This window comes from Caballeronia sp. Sq4a (assembly GCF_023170545.1).
Lineage (GTDB): Bacteria > Pseudomonadota > Gammaproteobacteria > Burkholderiales > Burkholderiaceae > Caballeronia.
In genome coordinates this window covers 509,170-525,283 of record NZ_CP084250.1, presented here as the reverse complement: position 1 = coordinate 525,283, position 16,114 = coordinate 509,170, and the positions used below count along the sequence as shown (strand labels likewise).

11 protein-coding genes are annotated in these 16,114 nt (G+C 64.6%); 2 read left to right on the top strand and 9 right to left on the bottom strand.

Going from position 1 to position 16,114, the window contains the following annotated elements:
* Positions 1-72: 72 nt before the first annotated feature.
* Both LDZ24_RS28050 and LDZ24_RS02425 read right to left on the bottom strand, forming a co-directional pair.
* Positions 73-1,788: a methyl-accepting chemotaxis protein gene (locus tag LDZ24_RS28050; protein WP_284506474.1), complete on the bottom strand. Its 1,716-nt coding sequence runs from the start codon at positions 1,786-1,788 to the stop codon at positions 73-75.
* A gap of 542 nt (positions 1,789-2,330) precedes the next feature.
* Positions 2,331-3,476 carry a hypothetical protein gene (locus LDZ24_RS02425; protein WP_248321347.1) on the bottom strand — a complete coding sequence of 382 codons (1,146 nt, stop codon included), beginning with the start codon at positions 3,474-3,476 and terminating at the stop codon, positions 2,331-2,333.
* A 171-nt stretch (positions 3,477-3,647) separates the two neighbouring features.
* Between LDZ24_RS02425 and LDZ24_RS02420 the strand changes: the two genes are divergently transcribed.
* The gene (locus LDZ24_RS02420; RefSeq protein ID WP_248321345.1) at positions 3,648-6,329 is read left to right on the top strand and encodes an excinuclease ABC subunit UvrA; all 2,682 of its coding nucleotides are present in this window, start codon (positions 3,648-3,650) and stop codon (positions 6,327-6,329) included.
* A 75-nt stretch (positions 6,330-6,404) separates the two neighbouring features.
* Here LDZ24_RS02420 and LDZ24_RS02415 read toward each other — a convergent pair whose 3' ends face one another.
* Genes LDZ24_RS02415 through LDZ24_RS02405 form a run of 3 tightly spaced genes read right to left on the bottom strand, consistent with a single transcriptional unit; the run spans position 6,405 to position 12,392 of the window.
* Positions 6,405-7,940: an efflux transporter outer membrane subunit gene (locus tag LDZ24_RS02415; RefSeq protein ID WP_248321343.1), complete on the bottom strand. Its 1,536-nt coding sequence runs from the start codon at positions 7,938-7,940 to the stop codon at positions 6,405-6,407.
* A 1-nt stretch (position 7,941) separates the two neighbouring features.
* Complete coding sequence (locus tag LDZ24_RS02410) at positions 7,942-11,142, bottom strand: efflux RND transporter permease subunit (RefSeq protein WP_248321341.1); 3,201 nt, start codon at positions 11,140-11,142, stop codon at positions 7,942-7,944.
* Between the two features lie 17 nt (positions 11,143-11,159).
* Positions 11,160-12,392 (bottom strand): efflux RND transporter periplasmic adaptor subunit, encoded by a 1,233-nt coding sequence (locus LDZ24_RS02405; RefSeq protein ID WP_248321339.1) that lies wholly within the window; start codon positions 12,390-12,392, stop codon positions 11,160-11,162.
* 393 nt (positions 12,393-12,785) lie between these two features.
* Here LDZ24_RS02405 and LDZ24_RS02400 point away from each other — a divergent pair, with 393 nt between their 5' ends.
* Positions 12,786-13,430 carry a TetR family transcriptional regulator gene (locus LDZ24_RS02400; RefSeq protein WP_248321337.1) on the top strand — a complete coding sequence of 215 codons (645 nt, stop codon included), beginning with the start codon at positions 12,786-12,788 and terminating at the stop codon, positions 13,428-13,430.
* 9 nt (positions 13,431-13,439) lie between these two features.
* Here LDZ24_RS02400 and LDZ24_RS02395 read toward each other — a convergent pair whose 3' ends face one another.
* The 4 genes from LDZ24_RS02395 to LDZ24_RS02380 all read right to left on the bottom strand — a co-directional run bounded on the left by LDZ24_RS02395 (position 13,440) and on the right by LDZ24_RS02380 (position 16,012).
* A complete protein-coding gene (locus LDZ24_RS02395) occupies positions 13,440-14,054 on the bottom strand; it encodes a cysteine hydrolase family protein (protein ID WP_248321336.1) in 615 nt (204 codons plus the stop codon).
* A gap of 58 nt (positions 14,055-14,112) precedes the next feature.
* Positions 14,113-14,910, bottom strand: a complete 798-nt coding sequence (locus tag LDZ24_RS02390) for a CoxG family protein (RefSeq protein ID WP_248321334.1) — start codon at positions 14,908-14,910, stop codon at positions 14,113-14,115.
* A 75-nt stretch (positions 14,911-14,985) separates the two neighbouring features.
* Entirely contained in the window at positions 14,986-15,360 is a 375-nt protein-coding gene (locus tag LDZ24_RS02385; RefSeq protein ID WP_248321332.1) for a DUF427 domain-containing protein, read from the bottom strand.
* A 151-nt stretch (positions 15,361-15,511) separates the two neighbouring features.
* Positions 15,512-16,012: a carboxypeptidase regulatory-like domain-containing protein gene (locus tag LDZ24_RS02380; RefSeq protein ID WP_248321330.1), complete on the bottom strand. Its 501-nt coding sequence runs from the start codon at positions 16,010-16,012 to the stop codon at positions 15,512-15,514.
* Between the last annotated feature and the right edge of the window lie 102 nt (positions 16,013-16,114).

Below are 16,114 nucleotides of genomic sequence, written 5' to 3'. Positions count from 1 at the left end.
ACCGGAGGTCTGGCGTCGTGATGGCGCGGTCGCACTCTCCCGGTCAGTGCGCCGCGACGTCGCGCGACTCTGTTAGAAGACGGACCAGTCGCCCGGCAGCGAGGGCTCGACCTGTCGCGAAGGTTTCACCGTGACTTCCGCATGATGTGGCGTCGCAAGCGCTGCTGCCTTGGCCCGCTGGCGCCCCGTCGACCGGCCGCGCTCTTCGGTAGTGACCGCGGGCGGGAGTTGCTGTGCCGGCTCATCCCTTTCCGACGTCTTGAAGACAGCCATCGCGCTTCGCAGATGCGCCGCTTGTTCCTCCATCGAGGCAGCGGCTGCGGCGGCCTGTTCGACGAGCGCAGCGTTCTGCTGTGTGACCTCGTCCATCTCGCTGATGGCTTGATTGACCTGTTCGATACCGCGGCTCTGCTCTTGGGAAGCGGACGCGATTTCATCCATGATGTCGGTCACGCGCTGCACCGCGGACGTCATCTTCTGCATCGTCTCGCCCGCCTTCGCGACCAGTTCAGTGCCGACGTGCACGCGGCTCGTCGAGCTTTCGATCAGAGCGCGTATGTCCTTTGCCGCACTCGACGAACGTTGCGCGAGGCTGCGAACCTCGCTCGCTACCACCGCGAAACCGCGGCCTTGTTCGCCCGCGCGCGCTGCTTCCACCGCTGCGTTCAGCGCAAGAATGTTCGTCTGAAAGGCGATGCCTTCGATCATCGCGATGATCTCCGCGATCTTGCTGGAGCTTTCCTCGATCGAAGCCATCATGTTGACGACGTCGCCAACGATCTCAGCGCCTTCCTCCGCCACGCTGCGCGCGTTTTCTGCCAAGCCGCTCGCCTGTCGCGCGTTCTCGGAGTTCTGCCGCACGGTCGCGGTCAGTTCCTCCATGCTTGCAGCCGTTTCCTCGAGTGACGCCGCCTGCTGTTCCGTGCGCGACGAAAGGTCCGTGTTTCCCGAGGCGATTTCCTTGCTCGCGTTGGCGATGGCGTTTGCCGACTGCTTCACGGTGCTGACAGCGGCGAGCAGTTGCTTCTGCATCCTCGACATGGCCGCCATCAGACTCGCGTCGTCACCGGCGGCGGTCTGCACAGCGACGGACAGGTTGTTGTCTGCGATCTGATTTGCGAGCGCCGCCGCGACGCCCGGCTCGCCGCCAAGCGAGCGCAAGATGCTCCGGTTGAGCAGTGCGACAACGACACACAGGCTGAGCGCCACGATCAGCACTGCCGCAAGGCTCCAGGCGACCGTTGCGTGAAACGCGGCGTCGATATCATCCATGTACACGCCGGTCATGTAGACCCAGGCCCACGGTTGGTAACCCAGCACGAACGACAACTTGGGAACGAGTTCGCCTGTGCCGGGTTTCGAGAAGGCATAACGGACATAGCCGCTGCCGTCGCGCTTGGCTGTTTCGATCGCATCGCGGTAAATGTACACGCCGTCGGGATCGCGGAAGTCGAGCATCGGCTTACCGATGATCTCTGGTTTCGTGCCGTGCGTGAGTATCTTGCCGCTGTAGTCCAGCACGGTGAAATAGCCGCTGGCGCCGTAGTGGACCTGGCGAATGCTTTCGAGCGCTTCGGCTTGCGCCGACTGTGCAGTCATCGTCCCTGCCGACACGCGCCTCGCGTACGCCCTCACAATGCTGTCGACCACCTGTGACGCATGCTGGAGGTCTAGTTGGCGCTCCTCGATCCGCAAGTTACGTGTGTGATAAGCGTCTGCAAGTGAAAGGCCGACCAGGCAGAGCAGACTAAGGATGAGAGGAAGCCAGAGTTTCTTCGCGAAAGACATTTTCAAAGTTACAGCTCGTTGAGGTTTTGTTCACATACCAATTTCATTGATGGGATAACGGCGCGTGTCCCGTTTTATGAATCGCGCCCTATATAAAGCGTTTGTTCGATGTGTTTTTGGACTCGGCGGTGGTGGTCGACCGTAAGCTGCGGGCGCGTATTCGCAGTCGTACGACTAGTGGTCCAAAGCCTTGCTGCACAACCGACAACGGGCGTATTCCAGTTTTGTTGGAGCGAAGCAATATGCCGTCATTCGCCGGTTCAAAGGCGGAATGTAAGGATTAGTGGAGCCCCTATAAGAAGGATTGATCGACTGCATCAGCAGTCGGTATCACAGACCTGCAGGTCCGCCCTGTCACCATCGCGACTCCCTCGAGTCCGTCAGTCTCATGACTGCCTTTAGCGCTGCTCAACCGGGGCGGTAGCAACGCGACCGCTCGCATTTCAGTTTGAAATACTAATTAGTTATGCCGGTACGAGCGAATGCATCGGACAAGACCATCGAGCCAGCCCATGATGGATAGCAATTAGCATCGGCGTACATCACGACACCACCCGCCCTACCGCCGTCGACTGCTCTGACGACGCGCCGAGATTATCGAGATCCACCGCCGAATACTGCGCGATGCTCATCACCAGGCCATTCCAGACGGCACGCTGTCTAACGTACTCGTCGGCTCCGCCATCATCGATTAGCTGTTTGAGTCCCGCAGCGCGCAGCGCTTGTGCCGCGCGCCCGAAATGGTCGGCCCATGCGACACGCGTGTCATCGCTCAACTCTGTGCCGCAGCCCCGAGCGCGGCGGTCCGAGTGCACGTACGCGCCATCCAGCGTGTCCAGCGTGGCCAACGCGGCCCGCCAAAGCACTTCTACAGCACCGCCATGCCTTAGCAAGTCGGAGGCGTCGTCGCGCAGGCAGGCTCTGAGCAGTGACACCGTCTCGAGCACCATGAAACAGATCGCAGCCAGCGAGAAGTGCGGCTCGGGATAGCGGAAGAAGAAAGTGATCGGGTAAATCCTCAGCGACTCGTGCACCGACGACAGCGACTGGGCAGCGTCGGCAAGCATCGAATAGGCCGTCTCCGGATGCTGCCCGACCGCCAGCCCGTGAATAAGCTCGACTGCGTCGCCTGTTTCTCGCGTGAGGAAGAAGAGCTGCTGCCCCAATGTATTCTGCCGCTGCAATGCACCGTATAGCTGCAACAAGTACGACAGCGTCAAAGTCACGACGGCCGTGCCGATGAACGAGCCGGTCAGGTAGACCATCCTGTACCCGTTCGTGTGCGGGATGAAGTCGCTGGAGCCCGTGATCGACAGGCTCGTCGCCGCGGCGTACACGGCTGCAAAGAATCCCGTCGGTGTCGGCCCCGAACTGGAGCGCACGCTGTCTCCCAGCGCGGGCCACAACAGCAGCGCATCGCCGAGCGTCAGGCAAAGCGTCCAGGTCACAAGCAACAGCACCAGAATCAAAGGGCCCGCGAATGACTGCGCCTCCCGCTTCGGGCCGTCCTTCAGAGGCAGGCGACGGAAGGCCGCCCAGACTCCCCGTGCGATGGCAAGGCTGATGAGTCCGGCGCCGAGCCGCCTGGCTCGTCCCCGACCGACGCGCGCGTACAGGATCGTGAGAAAGATATCGGCGAGCGTGCAGATCATGATCGCGGCGCCGACGATTTGGCCGAACACTCCCATATGCGCACCACCGTGACGTAGAGCCCGCTACGACGGCGTGGCGGGACAACAATGGCAGCAACCGGTGTGCCGTTTGTCACGAGTAGTCGACCCGCTCTGCCCTTCGACGATGGCACGACACATGCTGCCGACTCGTTTCATCACCCGCTTCCCGGATTCTCCAAAGAGTGGATGCCAGCGACTAAAACACTGACGAAGACGCGGTCGCCGAAAAGCGACGGGAGCGACGTTCTGACGGGCTTCGTGCGCGTCCGTGGCGCGCGCGAGCACAACCTGAAGAACGTCGATGTCGACGTTCCCCGCGATGCGCTCGTCGTCTTCACGGGCGTATCGGGCTCCGGCAAGTCGTCGCTCGCGTTCGGCACGTTGTACGCCGAAGCGCAACGTCGTTACTTCGAATCCGTCGCGCCTTATGCACGCCGTCTGATCGAGCAGGTCGGCGTGCCGCAAGTCGGGTCGATCGAAGGTCTGCCGCCCGCCGTCGCGCTCCAGCAGCAGCGCGGCGCGCCTAATGCGCGTTCTTCGGTGGGGAGCATCACGACGCTGTCCAGTCTCGTGCGAATGCTCTACTCCCGCACGGGCAGCTATCCGGCCGGGCAGCCGATGCTCTACGCCGAGGACTTCTCGCCGAACACGGTACAGGGCGCGTGCCCGGTCTGTCACGGCCTGGGACGCGTCTACGAGGTCACGGAAAAGTCGATGGTCCCCGACGATACGCTGACCATCCGCGAGCGCGCCGTGGCCGCGTGGCCGCCCGCATGGCACGGGCAGAATCTGCGCGACATTCTGGTGACGCTGGGCTACGACGTGGACAAGCCGTGGCGTGACTTGCCGAAGAAGGATCGCGACTGGATTCTCTTCACCGAAGAACAGCCGACCGTACCGGTCTATGCGGGCCTCACGCCGAAGGAGACGCAAGCGGCGCTCAAACGCGGCGCGGAGCCGAGCTATCAGGGCACGTTTACCAGCGCGCGCCGTTACGTCCTGCACACCTTCGCTCACACGCAAAGCGCGCTGATGAAAAAGCGGGTGTCGCGCTTCATGGTCGGCAAGGATTGCCCCGCGTGTCACGGCAAACGGCTGAAGCAAGAGGCGCTGTCGGTGACGTTCGCCGGACTCGATATCGCCGAATTCTCGCGGCTGTCGCTCAACCGGCTAGCTGAACTGCTCGAACCGATCGCGCGCGGCACGTGGCCCGAGATCGACCGTGACGGTCATGTGCTCGACGAAGACGCGCGGCGCGCGGCGACGGCGAAACGCGTTGCCGCCGGCGGTTCGGCGCACAAGGCGGCGCCGGACGTGCGACGAACGCCGAACCTCTCGGACGAAAAACGCGCGGCCGCCGAGCGCATCGCCGCTGATCTGTTAGAGCGCCTCGTCACGCTCACCGATCTGGGGCTCGGCTATCTGTCGCTGGATCGGGCGACGCCCACGCTCTCGTCGGGCGAGTTGCAGCGCTTGCGGCTTGCCACGCAGCTTGCGTCCCAGCTTTTCGGTGTCGTGTATGTGCTGGACGAGCCTTCCGCCGGCCTGCATCCCGCCGACAGCGAGGCGCTCTTCGTCGCGTTGCAGCGCCTGAAGTCGGCGGGCAATTCGCTCTTCGTGATCGAACACGATCTGCACATGATGCGGCGCGCAGACTGGCTCGTGGATGTCGGCCCCGCAGCCGGCGAAGCGGGCGGCGAAGTGCTGTATAGCGGGCCACCTCAAGGACTGGCCGCGATAGAGGCATCGCAGACGCGAAGGCATCTGTTCGCCGAGGGTTCGCCCGCGATGCGCCGGCCGCGTGCCGCGCGCGACTGGTTGCGGCTTGCGGGCATCACGCGGAATAACCTTCATGGAATCGATGTCGCGTTCCCTCTCGGCTGCTTCACGACCGTGACAGGAATATCCGGCTCCGGAAAGTCGAGCCTCGTGAGTCAGGCGCTGCCCGAGCTCGTCGCCGCGCGGCTCGGCCGGCTGCTCGACGACGAAGGCGACGAAGAGCAGGACCCGCTGCTCGCGCGCGTGGAAACGCCCGCGGACGGACATATCGCGGGAGGCATGGAAACCGTGAAGCGACTGGTGCGCGTCGACCAGAAGCCGATTGGCCGGACGCCGCGCTCCAACCTCGCGACCTACACCGGCCTCTTCGATCACGTGCGCAAGCTCTTCGCCGATACGCCTGCCGCGCGCAAACGCCGCTACGGCGCGGGCCGCTTCTCGTTCAACGTGGCGCAGGGGCGTTGCCCGACGTGCGAGGGCGAAGGCTTCGTGAGCGTCGAACTACTTTTCCTGCCAAGCGTCTTTACCTCGTGCTCGACGTGTCACGGATCGCGTTACAACCCGCAGACGCTGGAGATCGAATGGCAAGGCAAGAATATCGCGGACGTGCTTGCGATGAGCGTGGATAGCGCATGCACATTCTTCGCCGCCGAGCCTGCCGTGATGCGCGCGCTCACCGTGTTGCGCGACATCGGGCTCGGTTATCTGCGTCTCGGCCAGCCCGCGACGGAACTGTCGGGCGGCGAGGCCCAGCGCATCAAGCTCGCAACCGAATTACAGCGGGCGCATCGCGCGGACACGCTTTACATTCTCGACGAACCGACCACCGGCCTTCACCCCGCGGATGTCGACCGCCTGATGGCGCAACTGCAAGGGCTCGTCGATGCAGGCAATACCGTGGTGGTTGTCGAGCATGACATGCGCGTCGCAGCGGATAGCGACTGGGTCATCGACATGGGTCCGGGCGCGGGAGAGGATGGCGGCCGGATACTCGTCGCGGGCGAACCGCGCGTGGTTGCGGGTCACGAGGAGAGTCGCACGGCGGAGTATCTGCGAGAGGCTATTCGACCGTTGCGCCAGAGTCAGTGATGCCGGACGAGCCGGCGTCCTAAGCGATAAAAGCCCGGCACATCGGCCGGGCTTCCGAACAATCAACTAAACCACTCACCCCGCCACCGCAGCCGACGCCGCCTGCGGCGTACTCGCCGCGCCGACGTCGGCGGGCGCTGCGGGCGTAGCGGGCGCGTCGGCCGGGCGCGGCGCATCGCCGGTATGCTCGATCCACCCGCCGCCCAGCGCCTGATACAGATTGACGAGGTTGGCGAGCCGCTCGGTGCGCACAGTGATGAGCGTCTGCTGCACGGAGTACAGGTCCTGCTGCGCGGTCAGCACGTTCAGATAGCTATCGACGCCCTGCCGATACCGCATCGTCGACAAGTCGAGCCGGCGCTGCTCGGCCGCCGTGTCGCGTTCGAGCGCCCGGATCTGCTGATCGTAGGTGCCGCGCGCGGCGAGGCCGTCGGCGACATCGCGGAAAGCAGACTGAATCGCCTTCTCATACGCCGCGATCTGGATGTTCTTCTGAATGTTCGCCAGATCCAGATTCGCCTGATTCTGACCGCCCTGGAAGATCGGCAGTGTGATCGTCGGCGCGAAACTCCACGCCGCAGAACCGGGCTTGAACAAGCCGCCGAGCGTCGGACTGAGCGTGCCGAAACTGCCGGTGAGCGAAATGCTCGGGAAGAACGCCGCCCGCGCCGCGCCGATGTTCGCGTTCGCCGCGAGCAGGTTCTGCTCGGCTTCCATGATGTCCGGACGACGCGTGAGCAGGTCCGACGGCAAGCCAGCGGGAATGTCCGTCAGCAAGTCCTGCTCGTTGAGCGGCATGCCGGTCGGCAGATCGTCGGGAATCGGCTCGCCGATCAGGAGCGCCAGCGCGTTCACCGCCTGCGCCCGCGCGCGCTGCTGCGCCTGCAAGTTCGCCGCCGCCGTTTCCACCACCGTCTGCGACTGCGACAGGTCCAGCTCGGAAGCCGTGCCGTTGTCGAATTGCAGCTTGACGATGTTGTACGACTCCTGCGCGGTCTTGAGCGTCTGCTCGGTGACTTGCAGCAGGTCGTCCGCCTGCAGCACCTGCAGATATTGCGAAGCCACCTGCGACACGAGCGAAATCTCGAACGCCTTGCGCGCGTAAGCCGTGGAGAAATACTGCGCGAGCGCCTGATCCTTCAGGCTCTGCACGCGGCCGAACAAGTCGAGTTCCCACGACGCGTTCAGGCCCACCGAATACGTGTTCGAGATGGTCCGGTCGAAGAACGACAGATTGCGCGGCGTGCGCTGCTTCGACTGATCCGCCTGCGCCGTGATCGACGGGAACAGCTCCGAGCGCACGATGCGGTACTGCGCCTGCGCCGCCTGAATGTTGAGCACCGACGCGCGCAGATCGCGGTTGTTCTTCAGCGCGATGTCGATGAGCCGCTGCAAACGCGCATCCACGAAGAAATCGCGCCAGCCGATCTCCGCGCCCGCGACGCCGTTCGCGCTGCGCGCGCCGGCATCCGCCGCGCCCGGCTGCGTGGCATACACGCCGCCGGTCGGGAACGTCGACGAGACCGGTGGCGCGGGACGCTCGTACTTCGGGGCCAACGAGCAGCCCGCCAGCACGGCGACGGCCGCTGCAATCAAGGAAAGTCTACGCATTTCAATGTCCTTCGTTGGAGCCGCCGCCATCGCGCGGACGGTGCTCATCGGGATGATGCTGCTCGTAGTGCTCGAGCGCCGTCTCCGGATTTTCCTTCTCGCCGCTGAACTGCGCGCGGATCACGACGAAGAACATCGGGACCATGAAGATCGCGAGGAAGGTCGCGGTCAACATGCCGCCGATCACGCCGGTACCGATCGCGTGCTGGCTCGCGGAACCCGCGCCGTTGCTGATCGCGAGCGGCATCACGCCGAGAATGAACGCGAGCGAGGTCATCAGGATCGGGCGCAAGCGCAGCCGCGCCGCTTCCATCGCCGCTTCGATCGGGCCCATCTTCTCCGACATCTGCAGTTCGCGGGCGAATTCCACGATCAGAATCGCGTTCTTCGCCGACAAGCCGACCGTGGTCAACAGACCGACCTGGAAGAACACGTCGTTTTCCAGACCGCGCAACGTGACGGCAAGCAGTGCGCCGATCACGCCGAGCGGCACGACCATGATGACCGAGAACGGAATCGACCAGCTTTCATACAGCGCCGCGAGACACAGGAACACGACGAGAATCGAGATGCCGTACAGAATCGGCGCCTGCGAACCCGACTGGATTTCCTGATACGAGAGTCCCGTCCATTCGTAGCCGATGCCCGCCGGGAGCTTCGCCGCGATGGCTTCCATCGCCTGCATCGCCTGACCCGTGGACTTGCCGGGGCCAGCCGCGCCCTGGATTTCGACCGACGAGATGCCGTTGTAGCGTTCGAGCTTCGGCGAACCGTACGTCCAGTCGCCGGTGGCGAAGGCGGAGAACGGCACCATCCCGCCCGATCCGTTGCGCACGTACCAGTCGTTCATGTTCTCCGGCGTCATGCGGAACGGGGCGTCGGCCTGCAGGTACACCTTCTTGATCCGGCTGTCCGTATCGAGGAAGTTGTTCACGTACTGCGAAGCCCACGCGATCGAGAACGTCTGGTCGATCGCGGCCGCCGTCACGCCGAGCGCGAGCGCCTTCTCACGGTCGATGTTCACCTTGAACTGCGGCGTGTCGTTCAGGCCGTTCGGACGCACCTGCGCGAGCGTCGGGTCCTTCGCGGCCATGCCGAGCAGCTGATTGCGCGCGGCCATCAGCGCGTCGTGGCCCACGCCTGCGCGGTCCTGCAACTCGAAGTCGAAGCCCGCGGCCGTGCCGAGTTCAGGAATCGACGGCGGATTGACCGGGAACACCACCGCGTTCTTGTAGCCCGAGAAGCGTCCGAACAAGCGGCCGACCAGCGCCTGCACCTTCTGGTCGCCCTTCTGGCGCTGCGCGTAGTCCTTCATGCGCACGAACACGAGACCCGCGTTCTGTCCGCGGCCCGCGAAGCTGAAGCCGTTGACCGTGAAGGTCGATTCGACGATGGACGCTTCCTGATTCAGCAGATAGTCGGAGACATCCTTCAGCGCGCGCGCCGTGGTTTCCTGCGTCGAACCGGCCGGCGTCTGCACGAGCACGAACATCGTGCCCTGGTCTTCGTCGGGCAGGAACGACTTCGGCAGCTTCACGAACAGGAAGCCGACCGCGACGATCACTACCAGATAGATCACGAGCCAGCGCCCGGAGCGCCGGATCACGTGATAGACGCCCGAATGGTATTTCTCGCGGCTCTTGTCGAACGTGCGGTTGAACCAGCCGAAGAAGCCCTTCTCCGCTTCGTGATGCCCTTGCGGAATCGGCTTCAGGATGGTCGCACACAGCGCCGGCGTGAGAATCAGCGCGGTCAGCACGGAGAGCACCATCGCGGAGACGATCGTCAGCGAGAACTGTCGATAGATCGCGCCCACCGAGCCGCCCGACAACGCCACCGGCACGAACACCGCCGACAGCACCAGCGCCACGCCCACCAGCGCGCCGGTGATCTGGCCCATCGCCTTGCGAGTCGCTTCCCGTGGCGATAAGCCCTCCTCCGCCATCACGCGCTCGACGTTCTCCACCACCACGATCGCATCGTCCACCAGCAAGCCGATCGCGAGCACGAGACCGAACATCGATAGCGTGTTGATGGAGAAGCCCACCGCCGCCATGATCGCGAACGTGCCGAGCAACACCACCGGCACCGCGATGGTCGGAATGAGCGTGGCCCGCAGGTTCTGCAGGAACAGATACATCACGAGGAACACCAGCACGATGCCTTCGATCAGCGTCTTGACCACGTCCTCGATGGACAACCGCACGAACGGCGTGGTGTCGTACGGATACTTCACGACGAGCCCGTTCGGGAAGTACTTCGAGAGCTCGTCGATCTTCTGGCGCACGGCCTTCGCGGTGGCGAGCGCGTTCGCGCCCGTCGCGAGCTGAATACCGAAGCCCGCCGCCGGCTGGCCGCTGTACTTGGTGTCGAAGTTGTAGTTTTCGCCGCCGAGCTCGATGCGCGCGACGTCCTTCAGACGCACCTGCGAGCCGTCCTGATTCACCTTCAGGAGCACGTTCCCGAACTGTTCCGGCGTGGTCAGGAGCGTCGCTTCCGTGATGGTCGCCTGCAGCAACTGCCCCGGCACCGACGGCGTGCCGCCGAGCGAGCCGCCCGCGACCTGCACGTTCTGCGCGGTGAGCGCCGCCTGCACGTCCACGGGCGTGAGGCCGAAGTTGTTCAGCTTGTTCGCGTTGAGCCAGATGCGCATGGCGTACTGCGAGCCGAAGAGCGTCACCGTGCCGACGCCGTCCAGACGGCTCACGGGATCCTGAATGTGCGACGCCACGTAGTTCGCGAGGTCGTACTTGCTCATGCTGCCGTCCTGCGAGACGAACGCCAGCACGAGCAGGAAGCTGTTGCTCGACTTCGTGACCTTGGTGCCCAACTGCTGCACGATCTGCGGCAGGAGCGGCGTGGCGAGCTGAAGCTTGTTCTGGACCTGAACCTGCGCGATGTCCGGGTTCGTGCCCGGCGCGAACGTCAGCGTGATGGTCGCGGTGCCGGAGTCATCGGACGTGGAGGACAGATACAGCAAGTGGTCGAGACCGCTCATCTGCTGCTCGATCACCTGCGTGACGGTGTTTTCCACCGTCTTCGCCGATGCGCCCGGATACGTCGCGCTGATCTGAACGGCCGGCGGCGCGATGGTCGGATACTGCGCGACCGGCAGCGTGAAGATGGACGCGATACCCGCGAGCATCAAAACGATGGCGATCACCCACGCGAAAATCGGGCGATCGATAAAGAACTTTGCCATGAGGCGGGCTCCTGGTTTTACGCGCCCGACGCAGCAGACGCGGGCTGCGCGGACGAGGCGGGCTGCGCGGCTTGCGCATCGCTCGCCTGCGACGCTCCGGCTGCGGGCGCCGCGGGCAGTTGCGCGGGCACGGTCTTGACTTCCATGCCCGGACGCACCTTGTCGACGCCCTGCACGATCACGCGATCGCCGGCGGCAAGACCGCTATCGACCACCCAGTTCTGACCGTAGGTGCCGGACGTCACGAGCTGGCGCAGCGCCACCTTGTTCTCCGCGCCGACGACGAGCGCGGTCGGCGTGCCCTTCTGGTCGTGCGTGATGCCGATCTGCGGCACGACGATGGCGTTCGGATTCACGCCTTCCTCGATGCGCGCGCGCACGAACATGCCGGGCAACAGCACGCGGTCCTTGTTCTGGAAGATCGCGCGGACCGTGACCGAGCCGGTGCTCGGATCGACGGTCACGTCGGTGAACTGCAGCTTGCCCTTCTCCGAATACACGCGGCCGTCTTCCAGCACGAGCGAGACTTTGGCTGCGTTCGGGCCGCTCGTCGTGAGGCGGCCTTGCTGGATCTGCTGGCGCAGCTTGAGGCCGTCGAGGCTCGATTGCGTCAGGTCGACGTACATCGGGTCGAGTTGCTGGACGGTCGCCATCAGCGTCGCCTGGCTCGCCTGCACGTACGCGCCCGGCGTGACCTGCGAGATGCCGACCTGGCCGGTCACGGGCGCAACGACATCCGTGTAGCCGAGGTTGATCGCTGCGGTATCGACCGCGGCCTTGCCGGCGGCCACGTCGGCGGCGGCCTGACCTTGCGCGGCGACGGCGTTGTCGTAGTCCTGCTTGCTGACCGCGTTCGCCGAGACCAGCACCTTGTAGCGATTCGCCTGCGCGGTCGTCGATGCGAGGTTCGCCTGCGCCTTCGCGAGCGACGCCTTCGCGTTGTTCAACTGCGCGATGTAGGGCGCCGGATCGATCTTATAGAGCCGCTGGCCCGCCTTAACGATGCTGCCTTCCGTGAACTCGCGACGCAGCACGACGCCGTCCACGCGCGCGCGAACCTGCGCGACGAGATACGCGCTCGTGCGGCCCGGCAATTCGGACGTGACCGGCACGGCGGTCGACTGGATCGTCACGACGCCGACTTCGGGCGTCTGCGGCGGCGGCGCCGACTGTTTTTGTCCGCACGCCGCCAGCAGGATGGCAGCCGTCGCGGCACTGACGAGGTGAAACGGAACCCTTTCGAAGCGCATGGAGCGACCTCTGTGTGTGACTGATAGCGAAAAAAACACGCGCATCGCCGGAACGGCGTCTCAGTGATGAGACGCACTTCTATCTCGAACGGCGATGCGCACATGAGCGAGCATCTGGCGCGCATCAGAACGACGGCGGCGCCACACGCGAATCTGAATAACGATGATGACGAAACTGACGAGCCGACAAATGCTTGCGTCTTGACGTCGTGTGGGCTGGTATTATAAATACATTCACGAATGGATGTAAAAATAAGATACCGCGAAGATTACGGCCGTAACGAGACGTTCCCGCGCCGCCGTTGGACAAAAAAGGTACAGCTTTTCGTTCACCGCATTCACACCCCGCATTGCGATTTATTTTTGCTCGCGGAAAGCCGTCATTCCCAGGATATGGTCAGACGAACCAAGGAAGAAGCGCAGGAGACGCGCAACCGCATTCTCGACGCCGCCGAGCGCGTTTTTTATGAAAAAGGCGTGTCTCGCACGTCGCTCGCGGACATCGCGCAGGCGGCGGGCGTGACGCGCGGCGCCATCTACTGGCATTTCACCAACAAAGGCGATCTTTTCAACGCGATGTTCGAGCGCAGCCTACTGCCGCTCGACGAACTCGTCGAAGCCACGCTCGACGGCAAGGAACCCGACCCGCTCGCGCGCATCCGCGAGATTTTCATCTGGTGCATGCGCAATATCACCGAGGACGAAAAACGCCGCCGCGTGTTCGACATCCTGTTTCTCAAGTGCGAATTCGTCGAGGAAATGGGACCTGTGCGCGAGCGCCAGCAAAACAACATGCGCGACGGCATGGAACGCATCGCGCGGGCGCTGCGCAATGCCATCGACAAGGCGCAACTGCCCGCCGCGCTCGACGTGCGCCGCGCCACGACGCTCCTGCACGCGCTCTTCACGGGCATCCTGCACGATTCGCTGATGATGCCCGAGCGCGTCGATCCGTCGAAGGACGCTGAAGCGCTCATCGACGCCTGTTTCGACGCGCTGCGCGCGAGTCCCGCGCTGCTCACGACCGCCAGCGTCTGAGCGCTGCGCTCAGCGGCCACGCGCCCGCTGGTTCGACGCGTAGATGTTGTCGCGCGGCGGCGCCTCGCCGCTTGCGAGCGCCGCGATCCATTCGTCCGTCGTCAGCACGGCGGCAAAGCGCGACTGCATGACGACCGTGAACACGCGATGAATTTCCTCCGCGCTCGCCTGCCCCGCGCGGTTCTCGTACGGCACGGCGCCGGTGGCGTCGGTCAGGAATTCGACCGATAAACCGGCGTGCACCGCGTGCCGCACCGTGGAATCGTCGCAATTGTGGGTCATGTAGCCGGCGATCACGATGGTGTCGATGTCGTGCGCGGTGAGCCAGTCGCCTAGGTCCGTGCCGGCGAAGGCGCTCGGCAGCGCCTTTTCGACATAGTGAGCGCGCGGGCGCGCCGCGACCGATTCGTGTAGCTCTGCCATTTTCGAGCCGCGCGCGAAGATCGGCGCGGTCGCGGGCGCGAAGTTCTGCACGACGACGATCGGCACGCCGTGGGCGTCGGCGGCATCCATCGCGCGCGAGATATTGGCGAGCGACACGTTCACATCGGGATATTCGATCGGCAGATTGCCGGTGACATACTCGTTCTGCACGTCGATGACGATCAGGGCGCGGCGCGGCATGGTGGATTCCTTCCGAAAACGTCGGGGAGAAACGCAGCACTCTAGCGCCGATCGCCCTTTATTGCAGGCTTGCGCGCTCCGCGAAGAACGCGAGCAGCGCGACGAACACGAGCATCGCGGCCCACGCCCAGCCCGGCAGCCCGAACGGATGCGGATCGTGCTCGTGATGGTGATTGTGATGCCGCTCGCGATGCGCGAACGGATGCCCGCCCAGCCGATGCCGCAGCACGCCGCTCGGCGCGGCATCGCCCGGCGCGCCGTGGACCGCCCGCGCGGTCGCCCCTGCGCGGCGCGAGAACGCCGCCGACATGCCGCCGGGGCGCAGGAACACGTGACGGCGCGCACGGTCGCCGGCCGCGCGCATCGACGGCAGGCCGTGTTTCGCGCGCACGACTTCGCAGAATTCCGCGAAGAAATCGTCGGCGCCTTCGCGCAGCGCATTTTCGATCTGGCGCGCTGGCAAGCCCGCGAGCGGCCCGGAGACCGTCGCCCAGACGGTGTACTCGATCCACGTCGATTCGCCGCCGTCGCCGGGATTGAGCGCCACGGCGATCTGTCCGCGCAACGAACCGACGCCCTCGCCGCGCGCCTTGAAACTGAGCGTGCGGGCGTAGGCGCGGTCGTCGTCCTGTTCGGCATCGCCCTGCCGCGTGCGGCCGGCCGGATGCGCGCGCACGTCGTACCGGGCGCGCAGCGCGCCTAGCGGCACGACCAGCGTGAGCGCGTACTCGCCGGCCGGCGTGCGCGTGAAGGATTCGCAATTGTCGAGACTCGCGCGCAACAACGCGAGATCGCCGAGCGCGTCCTCGACATGTGCCGGCTCGAGCGGCACGCGCAACGCTTCGGTGACTTCCATCCGAGCCTCCGGGACAAGAAACGCGTCTGCGTGCTTTATCGCACGCCGGGAAGATTGCGTCTGTTGGCCGGGCCGCTAAGCCGTCTCGTCGATGCGGTCCACGCGCGACGGATAGAACGCCAGATAGCCTTTGATCTGCGCGGCAGCGTCGAACGGGTTTTCGTAGCTCCACGCCGCGTTTTCCACCGGACCGTCTTCCGTCAGCAGATGGTAGTGCGTGGCCTCGCCCTTGAACGGGCAGTGCGTGGTGTGCGCGGAGCGCTGGAGCCGCGCCATGTTGACATCGGCGCGCGGGAAATAATGAACGGGCTCGTGCCCCTTTTCGATGAGCGTCATCGACGCATGCGTGTCCGCGAACGTGACGCCCTGATGAATCACGCGACAGCGCCGCGCGTTCGGCTTGATCTCGATGCGGCGCGCCTCCTGGCCGTGGTTCAGGTCCGTGCTCATCGTGCGTCCTCCGCGCTGCGGTCGAGAGAATCGCGGGCGCGGTGGCGCCTCGCTCACAAAAAAGCCACGAGCCGGGAGCGACTCGTGGCTTCATTATGAGACAAGTTTTCGCCGCGAGACAGAGGCGGCGTTCGATGCGCGGACTACCGCGTCATTGAATGCTCCAGTGGAACGCGGCCTTCGCCCGGCCCGGCCCGGACACGTTGACGGCCTGCTTCTTTTCCTGATCCTTGTACTTGGCGTACACCGTATAGCTGCCCGGCGGCAACTTGACGAGCATGTACGGCCCCATCGATTCGGTGTTCAGCACTTCACCGCCCTTCCCGCCGACGATGCGCACGGTCACGCCGGACAGATAATCGGCGGTCGGTCCCGTGAAGCGCAACGAGAGCGGCCAGTGCGCCTGTTCGCGCAACAGCGCCCGCGATTCGTCGAGCCCCACGCCGCCCGACGTGTACGAAACATCGCCTTGTTGCTGGATTTGCGGCAGGCCGCCGCCGTTCGCGTTGCCGGCGCTGCCGGTATCGCTCGTGCCCGCGCTCGCTGCATTGGCCGAATCCGCGGACTGCTGCGCCCACGCGCCGCCAGCCAGCCCGACGCTCAATGCGGCCGCGATAAAAGTCGCGGCCAGTTTGCCCGTTTTGCTCTTCATCTTTTTGGCTCCTTTATCCGATGCCGCCGCGCCACGGCGCAGCGGCGTCACGCCCGATGCGCGGTGACACGCGATGGGGCCCCGGCGAGCGTTCGAGCATGC